We start from the raw sequence: 16285 nt of genomic DNA on the forward strand, positions 1-16285 counted from the left end.
TTTCAAAGGAATCATGCTCGTGGTTTCAAAATCGTCTACCGGGACGGCCGGTCCGTATCGGCGCGTTCCAGCTCTTTGATCCGCCGTTCGATGAATTGAATCGTGTCCGCTTCATCCGCGGCCTCCTGCCAGACCCGGTCGTATCGCGCGCGGTGTTTCGCGGCCGTCTCCTGGTCCTCGACCATTTCGTCAGTCAAGCCGGTCTCCCGGTACAGCACCTCGCCGCCACCGAGCACGAGCAGGTCGAAGCTGGCGTTGTTGGTGACCGAGGCGTCGAGCGAGAACGGCACCATCCGCACCCGGACCGAACCGTCCTCGGCATGCTGCTTCAGATCGCGCAGCTGATCCGCGAAGACGGCCGGCCCGCCGACCGCGCGGCTCAGCACGGACTCGTCGACCATCAGCAGTATCTGCACGTCCCCGGCGCGGCCGAGCAGAGTCTCACGACGTTTCGTTCGGGCCTCGACCCGCCACCGGCGCTGGTCCTCGTTCAGCTCGTCCTCGTACCGGGCCATCAGTGCGGTCGCGTAGTCGCGTGTCTGCAGAGGACCAGGTATGTAATAGATCGAGTAGGAGCGGATCTCCGCGGCCTCATTCTCGTACTCGATCAGTTTACGCAGGTCATCGGTGAGGGTGTCGCGGAATTCCGGGGCCTGGTACCACGCTTTTCGCTGGCGTGTACGGGCGAGGCGGGCATCGGCGAGCAACTCCGTGACGATCGCCTTGTCCTTGATTCCGAGGTAGTTCAACAGCGGTTTCAGATCGTTCGCGGAGATGCTGACATCGCCCCGCTCGATTCTGATGACCTTGCTGTGCGACCACTCCATCTCTTCGGCGACCTGATTTTGGGTGAGTCCGGCTTGCTCGCGCGCTTCGCGGAGCGCGAGACGTACGCGCCGGCGTGCGATGGTCGGCGAGTCACCCTCGGTCATGAGTCCTTCATCGTCGAAGTGGAGTGACGCTGGGTAGTGGCGAAGTCTCGGCCTGCGACCTGGCTGTCTGCCACATGGCAACCAGCGAGGTCGCGGAACATCCTAGTACTGTCCTATCAGAACGACCGCTGTCAGGGGCGGTTTTGATCAAATAGCAACATCACCCGAGAGATCCTCGCGAAGGCGCAGGTCAGGCGGCTGCGAGCCCGTAACCCCAGGGTGTCCGCCGGGTGTCCTCCATGGCGCGGCGCAGAGCCCGGCTCACCTGATTGAAGACTCTCGCGTCGGCGGAGGAGTAGAGCACGACGGCCGTCCCTCGGTACTGCGCGTGCAACTCCCAGCGGCCTGGCTCGCGCCAGAGCATGGCTACACCCGGTACCGCCAGTCCGAGGAAGACGAGAACGTAGATCGCCGGATCCGGTAACAGCGTCCAACCGGCGACCGCGGCGGCGAGAGCGCCCGCGGCGAGTGCCGGAGCGTACGGGCGGATGCGTGAGGGCGCCTGCACGAGGCCGACGTTGCGCAGATCGGAGATGGCGAAAACCTGCGGCGCGGAATGGGGGTGCCAGACGAACTGATCGTCGGACACCAGGGCGTCGGGACCGCGATAGTAGATCCGTGTGCGCATGGCGAACTCCTCATCGCTGTTTCTTGCGAGGAGGGAACGAGCGGAGCCACCAATGGCGCGAGACTCTTTCCCGCCTCGCTCGAGTCGCAACGAACGAAGGCTCAGAGGCGGACAACGGCACCCGTTTGCCGCCGGGTGCCGTTGCTTGTCTCTCCCTCCAACTCCGCCCTTGCTCTTATTGCAGTGAAGCACGCCACCCGGCAGTCCGCCATCTCTCAAACTGCCATGTCGCAGATTGCGAACAAGCCGCTCAGTGCGGGTTCGTCTGCTTCCTCTTCGGGCACCGGGGCGTTTGCTCGTCGAAAACACCGGGTAGGGCAACTCCAGACGTGGAGACGAACCTGTATTTCCGCAGGTGGGAAGGCGAAGACCAGATGGAGACCCGGTTGAATGTCGCGGGCCAGGCGGTGCAGCCGATTCTGGTGATGTTCCCGCTCGGCCTGTTCGTGATGGCGGTTTTGTTCGATATCGCCGACTTGCTGGGCGGTCCTAACATCCTGGGCGCCCTGGCGTACTGGAACATCGTGGCCGGCCTGATCGGTGGCACCCTGGTGACGGTCGCCGGCGCCGTCGACGTCATGTTCGCCCGGCGCGCCCGGGACCGCCGCCTCGGTGTGCTGCGCGGCCTGCTCAACGTGGGCGTGCTGGTGGTCTTCGCGGTCATCGCGATGCTGCGGGTGCGGGAGCCGGACCGGGTGGTGAGCGGTGGGCTGTTCGCCGTCGAGTTGCTCGCCCTGGTGCTGGCCGGGTTCGGCGCGTGGTTCGCCGGTGAGGTCGCCAACGGCCGGTCGCCCGCGTTCGCCCGGGCCGCGTTCGGCAACCGGAACTCCTGACGCCCGGCACGGGAAAGCAGCAAAGCCGATTCGGTTATTTCGGTCTGACCATTTGGCCAGCGGTTGCCCCTACCGAAGGTCAGAAGTGCGCTCCGCGTCTGGAAAGTGACGGCCGGGTGCATGGAGGATGCTCTCGCGTGACAACGAGACGGAACCGTCCGTTCGTTGGGGGAGAGGAATCCATGCGTAAGTCACTCGCCGCCGCTGCGCGGCGGCGGTTCTGACCGTTTTCACCGGGCTCACCACCGTGGCGCTGGCCGCCTCACCGGCGCAGGCCGCGCCCGCGCTCGCCGGCGTCACGGTGTCGACCGGCACCCTGGTGCTCGACGGGGACGCGGGCTGCGCCAACCGGGTGAAGGTGACCTTCAAGGTGTACGACCCGGTGGCCGAGGACGACTACGTCAGCGTCTCCGCGGACGTCATGGGACCGGACGGCGACGCGGTCGACTTCCTGTTTCCGAAAGAGGCCTCACGCAGCGGCGATTACGCCTACCTGACGGACTACGTCTTCATCTGCGGCGGCCTGGACGGGCCCGGCCGGTACACCATCCGGACCGAGCTGGAGTGGTTCGGTGACGACCTGGTCGATCACGTCGTGGAGCGGGTCGACACGTTCTACGTCAAGCGGCCGACCTCGCTGACCTACGACGCGACCCCGGAGCCGGTCAAGAAGAACAGCGCGCTGACCCACAAGGGCGTCCTCAAGACCGACCCGGTGGGGTACGGCGCGAAGTACGGCCTCAAGGGCGCGGTGCTGAGGTTCTACTTCAAGGCCAGCGGCGCCAAGAGCTACACGTACAAGGGGCAGACCACGACCGGCGCCGGTGGCACGTACAGCAAGAAGTTCAAGGCCACCAAGTCCGGTACGTGGATGGTCGTCTACGCCGGCAGCAGCATCCGGCAGCCGCAGACCAGGCTCGACGCGGTCAAGGTCAAGTAGCTCACCGCCCGGCGCGCGTGTCGGCGGTGGCCACCCACTCCTCGTCCGCGGCCTTCTTCAGGGCCATGCCGTCCTTGCCGTTGTACTTGACGAACCTCGGCAGGGCGGCGGCCAGGGCCACGGTGCCGGCCACGCACAGGACGCCACCCATCCAGATGGAGCCGGCCACGCCCAGACCGGTACGAGCCATCGCACCGGCCCGGAGCTGACCCAGCAACGGGCCGGTGGTGTACGACAGCATCTCGATGCCGGCCAGTCGCCCGCGCAGATGGTCCGGGATGGTCTGGTTCCAGATGATCATGCGGAACAGGCCGGAGACCATGTCCGCCGCACCCGCGAAGGCCAGGCAGAACAGGGTCAGCCAGAGGGTGCCGGAGAGGCCGACACCGATGATGCCGACACCCCAGAACGCGGCCGCGACCAGCACCATGAGGCCGTGCCGGTGCACCCGGGCGGTCCAGCCGGAGCCGAACGTGGCGATCAGCGACCCGACCGCGGGCGCCGCGTAGAGCAGGCCCAGCACCTTGGGACCGCCCAGGCTCTGGGCCAGGAACGGGTAGAGCGCGGACGGCATGCCGAAGAACATGGCGTTGATGTCGACCAGGTACGTGCCGAGCAGCTCGGGGCGGGACTTCGCGTACTTCAGGCCGGTGACCACGCTGCTCAGCGACGGGCGGTCGGCGGCCACCGGCGGCGGGACCGCCTTCACCAGGGTCAGGCAGATCAGCGAGACGGCGAAGGTCAGCAGGTCGAACGCGTACACCCAGGCCAGGTCGAAGCTGGCCAGCAGGATCCCGGCCAGTGGCATGCCGAAGAGCTGGGCGAACTGCATGCCGAGCGAGTGCAGCGACATGACGGCCGGCAGTTCCTCCGGCTTCACCAGCCGGGGGAGCATCGCGTCCAGGGCGGGACGTTGCAGGCCGGCCACCGCGGCGGTCAGGAACGCCGCCACGTAGAGCAGCCACAGGTGCGGCTCGTCGGAGAGCGCGTTGACCAGCAGGATGCCGCAGATCAGGGCGAGCGCGAACTCACTGCCGCGGACCAGCAGGCGGCGGTCGATGTAGTCGGCCAGCGCGCCGCCGACGAACGACATGATCAGCAGGGGCAGCAGCTCGCAGACGCCGATCAGGCCCACCATGAGCGGGTTCTTGGTCAGCTCCGCCACCTGGTACGGAATGGTGACGTAGCTGATGAACGATCCGAAAGCCGTCACCACCCCGCCGGTGAAGACGAGCCGGAAGTCCCGGGACGTGCGTAACGGGGACAGATCCAGGCTCAGCCGGCGGCGCTTGGTGCTCACGAAGCGCCATCCTGCCTCAAGCGGACAGGAGACCGCATCGCGATTTAGCCCACCCTTACTTCATCACCAGGATGCCGGTCTTCTGGAAGGTGGCGAGGTCGGCCAGCGCCTCGTCGATCACGAACGACTTCTGCCCGGGCAGCGCGTCGAGCGGGAAGAACCCGGCGTCCACACTCTCCTCGGTCTGCCGCAGCAGCTCGCCCTCCCACGAGTGCACCACGAAGGTCATCAGAACCTGCTGGTACGTGTGCCGGTACTCGTTGGTGTAGGTGTACGCGGTGTAGAACGCGTACGGCGTCAGGGACGTGGCCCGCAGACCGGTCTCCTCCCACAGCTCACGGACGGCGCACTCCGCCATGCTCTCGCCGAGTTCCATGGCGCCGGCCGGAATCGCCCACCGGTGGTTGTCCGACCGCTGGATCAGCAGCAGCCGGTTCTGCTCGTCCAGCACGACCGTCCGGGCGCCGACGAAGAAGATCGTGTCGGAGTCGCCGACGCTCGCCCGCACCCGCCCCAGGTAAGACTCCGCCCACGTCAACGCCATCGGGCCACCCCACATACATCACCCATGGGAGGAGCCTAGTCATGCGGACTTCTTCGTGGCCTTCGCGGCGGACGTGGTCTTCCTCGCGGTCGTGCTCTTGGCCGGGGCGGCCTTCTTGGCGGGAGCCGCCCTCTTCCGGGGCGCGGCCGCCTTCTTCGCGGGCGGGGACGCTTCACCCGTACCCTCGGAGGGCTTTCGATCCTCGCCACGCGCCTGGCGCGCGCGTTCGACGGAGGCCTTGAGCGCCGCCATGAGATCGATCGCCGCGGCCGGCGCCTCCTCGGCCTCCTCCGGCTGGACCACCTCGCGGCCCTCCACCTTGGCGTCGATGACCTCCTGCAACGCGGCCCGGTAGTTGTCGGTGAACTCGTCCGGCTTGAAGCTGCCGGCCATCGAGTCGATCAGCGAGCTCGCCATCGCCAGCTCGGCCGGACGGGTCTCGATGTCGTCGTCGAGGAAGCCGAACTCGGGGGTGCGCACCTCGTCCGGCCACATCATGGTGTTGAGGACCAGCACGTCGTCGCGGACCCGCAGGGTGGCGAGCTGCTCGCGCTGCCGGATTGCGATCTTGACGATGGCCACCCGGTCGGCGTCCCGTAGGGCGTCGCGCAGCAGCACGTACGGTTTCGCGGCCTGCCCCTCCGGCTCCAGGTAGTACGCCTTGGCGAACAGGATCGGGTCGATCTGCTCGGCCGGAACGAATTCCAGGACGTCAATGGCTCGTGACGTGCTCAACGGGAGGTCGGCGAAATCCTCATCCGTCAAGATCACCATTTCGCCGCCGCCGATGTCGTACCCCTTGGCGATGTCGTCATAGCTGACCACCTCGCCGTCCACCGAGCAGGTGCGCTGGTACTTGATCCGCCCGCCGTCGGTGCGATGCACCTGGTGGAAGCGGATGTCCTTCTCCTCGGTCGCCGAATACAGCTTGACCGAAATCGACACCAGGCCGAACGAGACAGCGCCTTTCCAGATCGCTCGCATGTTCCTCAGAATGGCATCACTGGGACGCCTGCGTAAGGTGAACGCTTTTGCCTATGGTGATCGGGTGTCCGGATCACCGCTCACCCCGATGCTCGCGACCGCGGGCCGGCTGCCGGTGGGCCCGGACTGGAGCTACGAGTTCAAGTGGGACGGCGTCCGGGTGCTGGCCCTGTTCAGCGGCGGCCCGCCGGCTCTGTACGCGCGGTCCGGAGCGCTGGTCACCGCGGCCTACCCGGAGATCGCCGACCTGAGCCTGCCGGACGGCACCCTGCTCGACGGCGAGATGGTCGTCCTCGACGCGGCCGGGCGGCCATCCTTCACGGCGCTGGCCGAGCGCATGCACGTCCGCGACCGCAACCGCGCGGCCCGGCTGGCGGCCACCCTCCCGGTCACCTACCTCATCTTCGACCTGCTGCTCCTCGACGGCATGGACTACACCGGACTGCCGTACCTGGCCCGTCGCGAACGCCTGGAGGAACTCGACCTGGCCGGCACCCGCTGGATGGTCCCGCCGTCGTTCGGCGACGGCCCGGCCACCGAGACGGCCGCCCGGGAGAACCATCTCGAAGGTGTGATGGCCAAACGCTCCGACTCCGTCTACCTGCCCGGACAGCGCTCGGCGGACTGGGTGAAGGTCAAGTTCGACCGGACCGGCGACTACGTCATCGGCGGCTGGCGGCCCGGCGTGCGCAAACTCGGCGGGCTGCTGGTCGGCGTACCCACCCCGGACGGCCTGGCATTCCGGGGCCGGGTCGGCGGCGGCATCGGCGCCGCCGCCGAGAAGGACCTCCTCTCGCGGCTGGCGCCGCTCGCCACCACGGACTCACCCTTCGCCGCCGGCGCGGTGCCGCGGGAGGATTCCAAAGGCGCGCATTGGGTACGACCGGAGCTCGTCGCCGAGATCCGCTACGGCAACCTGACCCCCGACCGTCGCCTGCGCTTCCCCCGCTTCCTGCGGCTGCGCGACGACAAGAAGCCGGGAGAGTGCGCCGACGATGCCTCGTGACCGGTTCCTGGTGCACATCGAGGGCCGTGACCTCGAACTCTCGAACCTGGACAAGGTCCTGTACCCGTCGGCCGGATTCACCAAGGGCGAGGTGATCGACTACTACACCCGGGTGGCCCCGGTGCTGCTGCCGCACCTGCGGGACCGGGCGGTCACCCGCATCCGCTACCCCAACGGGGTCGACGAGGCGCACTTCTTCGAGAAGAACAAACCCGGCGGAACCCCCGACTGGGTACGCCTGGAAACACTGCCGGTACCCGGTTCCACGAGGAGCCGGGAGACCATCGACTTCGTGGTCGTCGACGACCTGCCCACCCTCGTCTGGCTCGCCAACCTGGCCGCCATCGAACTGCACACCCCGCAGTGGCGGATCGGCGCCGACCCGGACCTGCTGGTCGTCGACCTCGACCCGGGCGCTCCGGCCGGCCTGCGCGAGTGCTGCGCGGTGGCCATGCTGATGCGCGACCGGCTCGGCGCGGACGGCATCACCGCCTACCCCAAGACGTCCGGGAAGAAGGGCATGCAGCTGTGCTGCCCGATCTCCGGAACCCAGTCGTCCGGCGTGGTCTCCGGCTACGCGAAAACGGTCGCCGAGGAACTGGCGACGATGGTGCCCGGCTCGATCACCGCGAAGATGGCCAGGCAGCTGCGCCCCGGCAGGATCTTCATCGACTGGAGCCAGAACAACGCGTTCAAGACCACGGTCGCGCCCTACTCCCTGCGGGCCGGCGCCACACCCACCGCCTCCACCCCACTGACCTGGGACGAGGTGATGGCCATGGCCACCGGCGAGAAGCCCTCCTGGCAGTGCGGTGCCACCGAGACCCTGCAACGCGTCGAGGAACACGGCGACCTGCTCGCCGGCATGCTCGAACCCGGACCCGTGGTCCCGTCATAGGTGACGGTCGAAGTCGGGACGGTACGGGACCGTCCGAACGTACGATCGACGTGATTGACCGCCCCGGATAGCCTGTCGCCCATGATCATGCGACGCGGGGGCGCCGTCAGCGCACTGTCCACTCTGTTGCTGCTCTCGGCCGGACTTCCGGCACGAGCCGCCGACGACCCGGTGGCCGACACCGTCGCGCCGGTCGTCAACGACTTCGGCATTCCGTCCGGCACCCTCGTCGGGTTGAACCCCTACTTCACCTCGACCGTGAGCGACAACGTCGGTGTGGTCCGGGTCGAGGTGTGGCACGGCCGCGTGCGCCTGGCCGACTCCGGCACGGGCGCCTGGGAAACCGTGAACTTCAAGCCCGACCTCGGCGGGATCCGGGAGGCCGGACCGGTCGACCTGGTGATCCGTGCCCACGACGCGGCCGGGAACGTCGGCACGGCCACCACCACCGTGATCATCGACCGGGACCTGCCCACCGCGACCATCACCCCGGCCTTCGGCACCGTCGTCCCGGCGCTGCCCCTGACCATCGAGCTCACCGACATCCCCAGCGACATCCTGGAGATCTCGATGGACGCGCCGGAGCCGATCGGGACCACCTGGCGGACCAGCGGCCCGTGGACCTTCAAATGGAACGCCCGCAAGGGCATGACCCCGCCGGTCTTCACCCTGCGTGACGTGAACGACAACATCAGCACCATCACCACCGGGTACTTCGTCGACGCCGACGTGCCGCAGGTGACCTCGGTGGCGCCGGCCTGGAACGCGCTCGTCCGCGGCACCCGGATCTACAGCACGATCACCGCCACCGACCGGGCCGGTGTCGAGAAGGCACAGCTCAACGGGTCCGCCGTGGACACCGTGGCGCCCTGGACCGGGTCGATCCCGGCCGGTGCCGACGGTGCCAAGACGTTGACCTGGACGGTCACCGACCGGCTCGGCAACTTCAAGCGGTTCAACTGGCCGGTCATCGTGGACAACACCAAGCCCAAACTGTCCGTGACCAAGGCGCCGAAGAACAAGGCGAAGGTCACCGGAACCGTCAAGGTCACCGCCGCGGCGAGCGACAAGAACGGGGTGGCCCGGGTCGAGCTGTTGATCAACGGCAAGGTCGTCGCCAAGGACGTGAAGGCCGCCTACACCTTCTCGATCAACACCAAGAAGTACGGCAAGACGATCAAATTCCAGCTGCGGGCGTACGACAAGGCCGGCAACGTGACCACCTCCCCCACTCGGACCTGGAAGCGCTAGGACATGAACCTTTCGATCATCGACCTGCGATACCCGCCGTCGGCGTTCCTCTACGCCGCGCTCTCACCGAAGATCTTCGTCGACGGGGTCGAGCAGCCCGGTACAGGCTGGGGCAAGCGGCCGGTCGGCATGGCCCCCGGCCCGCACCGCGTCGAGGTGTACGTGCCGTACTTCCTCCCCCCTCGGACCGGCCGGGCCACCCTCGACCTCACCGTTCCGGAGGTCGGGGTGGCCCTGGAGTACATGGCGCCCACCGTCACCTTCGCCAAAGGTCAGCTCGGGGCGCCCGGCCAGCAGAAATCCAGCGGCTTCCGGGGAGTGATGGCCCTCAACGTGATCGTCGTCGCCGTCGTGGCCATCGCCCTGATCGCGGCACTGCTGAGCTAGTCGTGGGCATGCTGCGTGCCGCCGCCGTCGCGGCGCTTTCCAGCTCTTCACCTCAGTCGATCTGGGGCAGGGGTGGGCCGAGGACGTCGTCGGCGTCGACGATCGTGTAGGCGTAGCCCTGTTCGGCGAGGAAGCGCTGGCGATGGGCCGCGTACTCGGTGTCGATGGTGTCCCGGGAGACGACCGTGTAGAAGTGGGCCTGGCGGCCGTCGCCCTTGGGGCGCAGCACCCGGCCCAGGCGCTGGGCCTCCTCCTGGCGGGAACCGAACGTGCCGGACACCTGGATCGCCACCGCGGCCTCGGGCAGGTCGATCGAGAAGTTGCCGACCTTCGACAGCACCAGCGTCCGCAGCGAACCGTCACGGAACGCGTCGAACAGCCGCTCCCGCTCCCTGTTCGTGGTGGCGCCCTGCACGATCGGGGCGTCCAGGAACTCGCCCAGCTCGTGCAGCTGGTCCAGGAAACCGCCGATGACCAGCACCTGCTCGCCCGGGTGCTTCTTCACCAGGGCTTTCACCACCGGCAATTTGGTACGCGCGGTGGCCGCGGCCCGGTAACGCTCCTCGGCCTCGGTCACCGCGTACGCCATCCGCTCCGCCTCGGTGAGGGTGACCCGGACCTCGACGCACTCGGCCGGGGCGATCCAGCCCTGGGCCTCGATGTCCTTCCACGGGGCGTCGTAGCGTTTCGGGCCGATCAGCGAGAACACGTCACCCTCGCGACCGTCCTCGCGTACCAGAGTCGCGGTGAGGCCGAGGCGGCGCCGGGCCTGGAGGTCCGCGGTGAAGCGGAAGATCGGCGCGGGCAGGAGGTGGACCTCGTCGTAGACGACCAGGCCCCAGTCGCGGGCGCCGAACAGGTCGAGATGGGTGAAGGCGCCGCCGCGGCGTGACGTGAGCACCTGGTACGTCGCGATGGTGACCGGGCGGATCTCCTTGCGCTCGCCGCTGTACTCGCCGATCTCCTCGTCGGTGAGCGTGGTGCGGGCCAGCAGCTCACGCTTCCACTGGCGGCCGGCCACCGTGTTCGTCACCAGGATCAGGGTCGTCGCCGACGCCTGCGCCATCGCGGCCGCGCCGACCAGCGTCTTGCCCGCGCCGCAGGGCAGCACCACGACACCCGAGCCGCCGGCCCAGAACCCGTCCACCGCCTCCTGCTGGTACGAGCGCAGGGTCCAGCCGTCCTCCTTGAGGGCGATCGGGTGCGCCTCGCCGTCCACGTAGCCGGCCAGGTCCTCGGCCGGCCAGCCCAGCTTGAGCAGCGCCTGCTTGAGGCGGCCGCGCTCGGAGCCGTGCACCGCGATGGTCTCGTCGTCGATGCGGTCGCCGAGCATGCCGGCCAGCTTCTTCGACTTGGCCACCTCGATCAGCACGATCCGGTCGAGGCCGCGCAGGACCAGGCCGTGCACCGGGTCGTTCAGCAGTTGCAGACGGCCGTACCGGTCCATCGTCTCGGCGACGTCGACCAGCAGCGCGTGCGGCACCGGATAGCGGGAGAACTTGATCAGCGCGTCGACCACGCTCTCCGCGTCGTGCCCGGCGGCCCGGCTGTTCCACAGGCCGAGAGGGGTCAGCCGGTACGTGTGCACATGCTCCGGCGACCGCTCCAGCTCGGCGAACGGCGCGATCGCCATCCGGCAGGCCTGCGCGTCCGGATGGTCGACCTCCAGAAGCAGGGTCTTGTCCGACTGCACGATCAGTGGTCCGCCGCTCACCCGTACGCCTCCGAACCTGGGGAAAACCGACCCTCCAGTTTGCCACGGGTTTGGCGGTACGGGGATGACGAGGGCCTGAGCAGACAAAACACGATCTTCGAAATCGACTGCAACGTTCCGCCACCCTGGCGCGTGTTACTGGTGCCGGGTCGTGCGCAATACGGGGGCGCGCGACCCGGCAAAAGCCTACTTTTCGGCTGCCAGTGCCATGAGCTCGTCGACATCCGCGAAGGCGGCCCGCTCGACCGAGGTGGGCTGATCCTGCGTGATGAGCGCGTCAGCGATCTGCAGCGCGATCCGCGCGCCGAACTTTCGGTGCATAAGAACCCGGACGATGTGGTCTTGGATGGCCTCGCGTAGAACCTCGGCCCGGCCCGCGGCCCGTCCTTCGTCGATGAGCTCCTGCGCGAACTCGGTGTCCCGAATCATGTCGGCTGGCATCGCGGCCTCCTTCAGAGCTTCCTTGATATCTTCCCGCCTCATCGTGATGGCGGCAAAGGTCAGTGCGGTCCTGATCAGGTCCCGGCTGAGGTTCTCCGATCCGGTCGAAGCCACCATCCCGAGGACTGTTACGAGACGGGCTCGGCGCACGTCGTCGTTCGGAGCCGAGGCGAGCGTCGCCCACGGGGCGGTCAACGGGTCGGCGAGAGCCCTCACAGGATCGATGTCCCGGGCGTAGTGGGTGTCGAACGCGAAGGTCAGACCCGGCTCGTCGATTCGGCTCGGCGACGTGCCGCGGTCCAGGACGATCACATGCTGTTGTATCCGCTTGCTCGCGCAGGCCGGCTCGACCCGTAGCAGACTGCGGTAGATCAGCATCCGGTCCGCCATCGTGGGATCGGCCCGGCGCTGGAACTCGAGGTGGACGACCCGGTCGTGGCCGGTCAGGACCAGGTCGGCGTTTCGGCGGTCGGCGTGAACCGCGGCCAGGTTGAGCTCGGTGGCTCCGGGTTGCGCCGCCGGCGGCATGTCGATGCCGATCATGTGCCCGAAGAGCGCCGGATCCGTGTTCACGATGCGTTTCGAGGCGATGTCGTAGCGATTGGCTGCTGGTTTGATGGTGCGGCCCTCCCCATGGGTGCAAACGACAAGCTGTCTGGCAATAAGTGTCGCCAGACAGCTTGTCGTTGAGCAATGCCCTGAAAGAGTTACTCCTCGGTGACCGCCGCTGTTATTCGGTGCAGGGCGAAGGTGTGCAGGCTCTCGCCTCGTTCGTCCTCGGCCCGTAGGTAGCCGGCGCTCAGGGAGACCGGGCGGACCAGCCGGGACAGGGTCGCGCCGTGCGAGTCGACGTAGCCGACCCAGACCCGGGCCTTGTCGCGGACCGCCTGCTGGAGCACCGCCATGGCCTGGGTGTGCTGCTGGACGGCGGTCAGGCCGGGCACCGCGTGGCCCTGCGCGGCCCGTACGGTGACCGGCGCGCGCCGCGCGGCCCGGGTGGCGATGTCGCCGCGCCGCAGCTGTTCCACCACGCCGGCGAGCCGGGGGCCGATCAGCACCGGGCCGGCCGTCTCCGGGGCGCGGGCGGTGCGGGTGGCGGCCCGGCGCGCTTTCGGCCTGGTCAGCACGGTGGCGCCGCCGGCGTCCTCGGCGACCGGCGCGTACCCGGCCTCGCGGAGGGCGCCCAGCAGCCGGGCCACCGGGCGTGGGCTGACCAGTACGGTCGGCGCGATCCGGCGCAGGTCGAGGGTGGTCAGCCGCTTGTCGCCGGCCACCTCGGTCAGCAGCGCCTCGTCGTCGCTGCGCAGGTAGGAGCCGGCCGAGCCGCTGCGCAGGCCGCCGTGTTTGCGGGCCGCGTCGTCGATCAGGTAGGTCAGTGTCTGCGGCACCGGGGTCCGGGAGCGGCGACGGAACAGTCCGTGCAGGTCGGCGGCCTGGTAGCCGACGTCGAGGGCGCGCCGCACGCTGGCCGGGGTGACCCGGAAGACGCTCGCGCCGCCGGCCGACTCCGGTTCGGCCAGCACGTCGAGTTCGGCGGCCAGCTCCGGTTCGGGCGGGCCGGGCACCACCACGGTCAGATCGGCCTGCACCAGCACGTGGTCCACCGGGGCGGGCAGCAGCCGGTCCAGCGCACGCACCGCGTCGGCATGGGCATCCTCCGGATGCACCCCGAGTGGGTCGCCGCCGTCCGTCTCTCCATCGGCGAGCAGCAATCGGGCGTACGACGTGAGCGCCCCCAATCCGGTGACGCCCAGCAGGGCGGCGCCGGAGTACGCGTCCCGGTGTGCCGCCTCCCGCCCGCGGGCCCGCCGTGGGCTCTGCCAGGACAGCAGCCCGAGCAGGTCGTCGACCGTGGGCGCGGCGCCGGGTGCCAGGTCGGCGAGGGTGCCGAGGGCCTCCCGGCGGGCCTGTGGGGCGCCGGCGCGTTCGGCGTCCGGGGCGAGGGCGTTGACCGGCCGGTCGCGTTCGTCGCGGCGGCCGACGAGTCCGGGCTGCCGGGTCATGGTGAGCCAGGTCCGGGCGAGGGCGGCCCAGCGGTGGGCGACTCCGGTGGCGCGCCACAGGTCGTACGCTCCGGTGGGCAGGAAGACGTCCTGCGCGGGCGTGGTGGCCCGGGCCGGGGCGGCTTCGGACTCGCCGAGGAGACCGGCCGCGTACGCCGTCTCGATCAGCAGCGCGGCGCCCGCCTCGTCGATGCCGGCCGCTTTGGCCAGCCGTTTCAGGTCGCGGACGCCGAGGCCGCCGGTGCGCAGCAGAGCGGCGGGTTCGGCGGCGAGGGCCTCGAGGATCGCCTCGGTGGCGCGGACCGCCTCCATGGTCTGCCCGGCGCCGGCCGAGTCGGCGGCCTGCGGGTCGCGGGCCGGACCGTCCGGGACCGGCGCGACCGGCCGCAGCACACCGAGCGGCCCGGTGTCGCGGCGCAGCAGCATGCCCACCTCGCGGGGCAGCTCGACCAGGTCGCCGTCCGGCCGTGGGGCGCGGCCCGCCTCCGAGACCGGGACCAGCACGTGCTGGTCGACGAGCCATTTCACCGGCTCGGCCACGGAGTCACGGTTGAGCGCCCCGATCGGGGGACCCGCGGCCAGCCGGTCCAGCACGGCGCGGGCGCCGGGCGGCGCGGCCAGCACGGTGCGGCGCAGCTTGGCCCGGTCGGCGCAGAGCGCGGCGGCCTGCGCGTCCAGGTAGTCGGCGGGCCGGCCGAGCCCGGCCGGGTACGGGGAGGTGACCTCGTCGACCGCGCCGACGATCTGCAGCGCCTCGGGCGGCCCGTGCAGAAGGAAGCGGACCCGGAGCCGGTCGATCGCGACCCGGGTGTCCTCTTCAGGAACGCCCCCGGTCAGCGCGAGGATCGCGTCGACCGAGGTCAGCGCGGTGTCGGCGGCCCGGCTCAGGCGGGCCGCGTCGAGGACGAGGAGCGTGAACTCGTCGAGGCCGTCCAGGCAGCGGGCGACCGAGTTGCGGGACTGTGCGCGTACGGCGAGAGCCGAGATGTCGGCGGGCACCGGGACGACGAGGTCGGGGCGCAGTTGTATGAGCGCGCCCAGTGCTTCGTCGGGCAGCGACCGGAGTTGATCGGCGAATGTGGTGGCCATCGTCTTCAACGCTAACGTTCATGGGACGATGGTGTCCGGTCCGGGCGTGGCCGGACCTCGATCTGAGGAGGACCGAAAGTGGCGAAGGCCAAGACCGCGGGCAGCTCGACGCCGGCGAACGAGGTCGCCGGGGCGCGGGGCGTGGACATGAAGGGCAAGCTGCATGTGTCCGAGCTCATCTCCGACCGTGCCGCGGCCCCGTCGCCGTTCGGTGACGACCAGACCTTCCCGCTTCCGGTGGAGAGCCTGAGCTACCGGGCCGCCAGCCGTCACCCGTGAGTGGTGCGGTCGGTTTCGACCTGGACATGACCCTGATCGACTCCCGGCCGGGCATCCGGGAGACGTATCGGGCGCTCACCGCTCTCACCGGTGTGCACGTGGACGCTGACCTCGCGGTCTCCCGGCTCGGCCCGCCGTTGCGGACCGAGCTGCGGCACTGGTTCGCGGAGGAGGCGGTCGAGGAGGCGGTGACCACCTTCCGGGGGCTCTATCCGGATCACGCGGTCACCCCGAGCCGTCCCATGCCCGGCGCCGTCGAGGCGCTCGCCGCGGTGCGGGCGGCCGGGCTGCGGGTCGTGGTGGTGACCTCGAAGCTGGGCCGGCTGGCCCGGTTGCACCTCGACCATCTGGGCCTGCGGGCCGACGAGCTGGCCGGTGACCTGTTCGCCGAGGGCAAGGCGTCCGCACTGGTGGAGCACGGGGTGCGGTGGTATGTGGGCGATCATGCGGCCGACATGGTGGCCGCCCGGACCGCCGGCGTCCCCGGGATCGGGCTGATCACCGGCCCCTGTTCGGAGCGGGAGCTGTGGGAGGCCGGGGCGTCTCACGTTCTGTCCGATCTCACCACATTCCCGGCACTGTTGAGTGAGATTGCAGTTGGGTCCGAGCGCTCCTCTGGATAGCCTAGCCGTGAGCGGTTGTGTCCAATGAGTGAAGTTGAGGTCAGCGGTGCCCACGGGTCGAGTGAAGTGGTACGACGCGACGAAGGGATTCGGTTTCGTCACCAGTGACGAGGGTGGTGACGTTTTCCTGCCCAAGGGATCGCTGCCGGCGGGGGTCACCGAGCTGAAGACGGGACAGCGGATCGAGTTCGGCGTCGTCGACAGCCGCAAGGGCGCGCAGGCCCTCGGTGTGAAGCTGCTGGACGCGCCGCCCTCCCTGGCCGAGCTGCGCCGCCGCCCGGCGGACGAGCTGGCCAGCATGATCGAAGACATGATCAAGGTGCTGGAGAGCACGGTGCAGCCGTCGTTGCAGCGTGGGCGTTACCCCGACAAGAAAACCTCGCTGAAGATCGCGCAGCTGGTGCACGCGGTCGCCAGCGAGTTCGAGATCTAG

17 protein-coding genes are annotated in these 16285 nt (G+C 69.1%); 9 read left to right on the top strand and 8 right to left on the bottom strand.

Going from position 1 to position 16285, the window contains the following annotated elements:
- Nucleotides 1–35: 35 nt before the first annotated feature.
- Nucleotides 36–932, bottom strand: a complete 897-nt coding sequence (locus BJ964_RS12005; RefSeq protein ID WP_188120743.1) for a helix-turn-helix domain-containing protein — start codon at nt 930–932, stop codon at nt 36–38.
- A gap of 190 nt (nt 933–1122) precedes the next feature.
- Nucleotides 1123–1560 (bottom strand): DUF6232 family protein, encoded by a 438-nt coding sequence (locus BJ964_RS12010; protein ID WP_188120744.1) that lies wholly within the window; start codon nt 1558–1560, stop codon nt 1123–1125.
- A gap of 374 nt (nt 1561–1934) precedes the next feature.
- Between BJ964_RS12010 and BJ964_RS12015 the strand changes: the two genes are divergently transcribed.
- Both BJ964_RS12015 and BJ964_RS12020 read left to right on the top strand, forming a co-directional pair.
- Nucleotides 1935–2393: a DUF2231 domain-containing protein gene (locus BJ964_RS12015; protein WP_188120745.1), complete on the top strand. Its 459-nt coding sequence runs from the start codon at nt 1935–1937 to the stop codon at nt 2391–2393.
- A 247-nt stretch (nt 2394–2640) separates the two neighbouring features.
- Nucleotides 2641–3333 carry a hypothetical protein gene (locus BJ964_RS12020; RefSeq protein ID WP_188120746.1) on the top strand — a complete coding sequence of 231 codons (693 nt, stop codon included), beginning with the start codon at nt 2641–2643 and terminating at the stop codon, nt 3331–3333.
- 1 nt (nt 3334) lies between these two features.
- On the opposite strand, the gene BJ964_RS12025 is transcribed toward BJ964_RS12020, so the two are convergent.
- From BJ964_RS12025 to ku, 3 genes are read right to left on the bottom strand one after another with little or no spacing between them, the layout of a single operon-like run.
- Complete coding sequence (locus tag BJ964_RS12025) at nt 3335–4633, bottom strand: MFS transporter (RefSeq protein WP_188120747.1); 1299 nt, start codon at nt 4631–4633, stop codon at nt 3335–3337.
- 55 nt (nt 4634–4688) lie between these two features.
- Nucleotides 4689–5177: an NUDIX domain-containing protein gene (locus tag BJ964_RS12030; protein ID WP_188120748.1), complete on the bottom strand. Its 489-nt coding sequence runs from the start codon at nt 5175–5177 to the stop codon at nt 4689–4691.
- Nucleotides 5178–5216: 39 nt separating this feature from the next.
- The gene (gene ku, locus BJ964_RS12035) at nt 5217–6161 is read right to left on the bottom strand and encodes a non-homologous end joining protein Ku (RefSeq protein WP_188120749.1); all 945 of its coding nucleotides are present in this window, start codon (nt 6159–6161) and stop codon (nt 5217–5219) included.
- 64 nt (nt 6162–6225) lie between these two features.
- Between ku and ligD (BJ964_RS12040) the strand changes: the two genes are divergently transcribed.
- From ligD (BJ964_RS12040) to BJ964_RS12055, 4 genes are all read left to right on the top strand, one after another.
- Nucleotides 6226–7167 (top strand): non-homologous end-joining DNA ligase, encoded by a 942-nt coding sequence (gene ligD / locus BJ964_RS12040; protein ID WP_407650801.1) that lies wholly within the window; start codon nt 6226–6228, stop codon nt 7165–7167.
- Nucleotides 7157–8065, top strand: a complete 909-nt coding sequence (gene ligD / locus BJ964_RS12045) for a non-homologous end-joining DNA ligase (protein WP_188120750.1) — start codon at nt 7157–7159, stop codon at nt 8063–8065. Before ligD (BJ964_RS12040) ends, ligD (BJ964_RS12045) begins: the two co-directional genes overlap by 11 nt.
- Nucleotides 8066–8146: 81 nt before the next feature.
- Nucleotides 8147–9316, top strand: coding sequence for an Ig-like domain-containing protein (locus tag BJ964_RS12050; RefSeq protein ID WP_188120751.1), 1170 nt, complete (start codon nt 8147–8149; stop codon nt 9314–9316).
- Nucleotides 9317–9319: 3 nt separating this feature from the next.
- Nucleotides 9320–9703, top strand: a complete 384-nt coding sequence (locus BJ964_RS12055; protein WP_229806901.1) for a hypothetical protein — start codon at nt 9320–9322, stop codon at nt 9701–9703.
- 52 nt (nt 9704–9755) lie between these two features.
- On the opposite strand, the gene BJ964_RS12060 is transcribed toward BJ964_RS12055, so the two are convergent.
- From BJ964_RS12060 to BJ964_RS12070, 3 genes are all read right to left on the bottom strand, one after another.
- Nucleotides 9756–11417: a DNA repair helicase XPB gene (locus BJ964_RS12060; protein ID WP_188120752.1), complete on the bottom strand. Its 1662-nt coding sequence runs from the start codon at nt 11415–11417 to the stop codon at nt 9756–9758.
- 186 nt (nt 11418–11603) lie between these two features.
- On the bottom strand, nt 11604–12431 hold the full coding sequence (locus tag BJ964_RS12065) for an RpnC/YadD family protein (protein ID WP_188120753.1): 828 nt from the start codon (nt 12429–12431) through the stop codon (nt 11604–11606).
- 134 nt (nt 12432–12565) lie between these two features.
- On the bottom strand, nt 12566–14950 hold the full coding sequence (locus tag BJ964_RS12070; RefSeq protein ID WP_188120754.1) for a helicase-associated domain-containing protein: 2385 nt from the start codon (nt 14948–14950) through the stop codon (nt 12566–12568).
- A 78-nt stretch (nt 14951–15028) separates the two neighbouring features.
- On the opposite strand from BJ964_RS12070, the gene BJ964_RS12075 reads away from it, so the two are divergent.
- Genes BJ964_RS12075 through BJ964_RS12085 form a run of 3 tightly spaced genes read left to right on the top strand, consistent with a single transcriptional unit; the run spans nt 15029 to nt 16285 of the window.
- On the top strand, nt 15029–15229 hold the full coding sequence (locus BJ964_RS12075) for a hypothetical protein (protein ID WP_188120755.1): 201 nt from the start codon (nt 15029–15031) through the stop codon (nt 15227–15229).
- Nucleotides 15226–15852, top strand: coding sequence for an HAD family hydrolase (locus BJ964_RS12080; RefSeq protein ID WP_268248018.1), 627 nt, complete (start codon nt 15226–15228; stop codon nt 15850–15852). Before BJ964_RS12075 ends, BJ964_RS12080 begins: the two co-directional genes overlap by 4 nt.
- 46 nt (nt 15853–15898) lie before the next feature.
- The gene (locus BJ964_RS12085; RefSeq protein ID WP_188120756.1) at nt 15899–16285 is read left to right on the top strand and encodes a cold-shock protein; all 387 of its coding nucleotides are present in this window, start codon (nt 15899–15901) and stop codon (nt 16283–16285) included.

Source organism: Actinoplanes lobatus (assembly GCF_014205215.1).
Classification (GTDB): domain Bacteria; phylum Actinomycetota; class Actinomycetes; order Mycobacteriales; family Micromonosporaceae; genus Actinoplanes; species Actinoplanes lobatus.

Bases quoted from the DNA above. Each gene is read 5' to 3' on its own strand.
- BJ964_RS12050 (WP_188120751.1), top strand. From the start codon at position 8,147: ATGATCATGCGACGCGGGGGCGCCGTCAGCGCACTGTCCACTCTGTTG.
- BJ964_RS12070 (WP_188120754.1), bottom strand. From the start codon at position 14,950: ATGGCCACCACATTCGCCGATCAACTCCGGTCGCTGCCCGACGAAGCA.
- ligD (WP_188120750.1), top strand. From the start codon at position 7,157: ATGCCTCGTGACCGGTTCCTGGTGCACATCGAGGGCCGTGACCTCGAA.
- ku (WP_188120749.1), bottom strand. From the start codon at position 6,161: ATGCGAGCGATCTGGAAAGGCGCTGTCTCGTTCGGCCTGGTGTCGATT.
- BJ964_RS12015 (WP_188120745.1), top strand. From the start codon at position 1,935: ATGGAGACCCGGTTGAATGTCGCGGGCCAGGCGGTGCAGCCGATTCTG.
- BJ964_RS12055 (WP_229806901.1), top strand. From the start codon at position 9,320: ATGAACCTTTCGATCATCGACCTGCGATACCCGCCGTCGGCGTTCCTC.
- BJ964_RS12005 (WP_188120743.1), bottom strand. From the start codon at position 932: ATGACCGAGGGTGACTCGCCGACCATCGCACGCCGGCGCGTACGTCTC.
- BJ964_RS12010 (WP_188120744.1), bottom strand. From the start codon at position 1,560: ATGCGCACACGGATCTACTATCGCGGTCCCGACGCCCTGGTGTCCGAC.
- BJ964_RS12030 (WP_188120748.1), bottom strand. From the start codon at position 5,177: ATGGCGTTGACGTGGGCGGAGTCTTACCTGGGGCGGGTGCGGGCGAGC.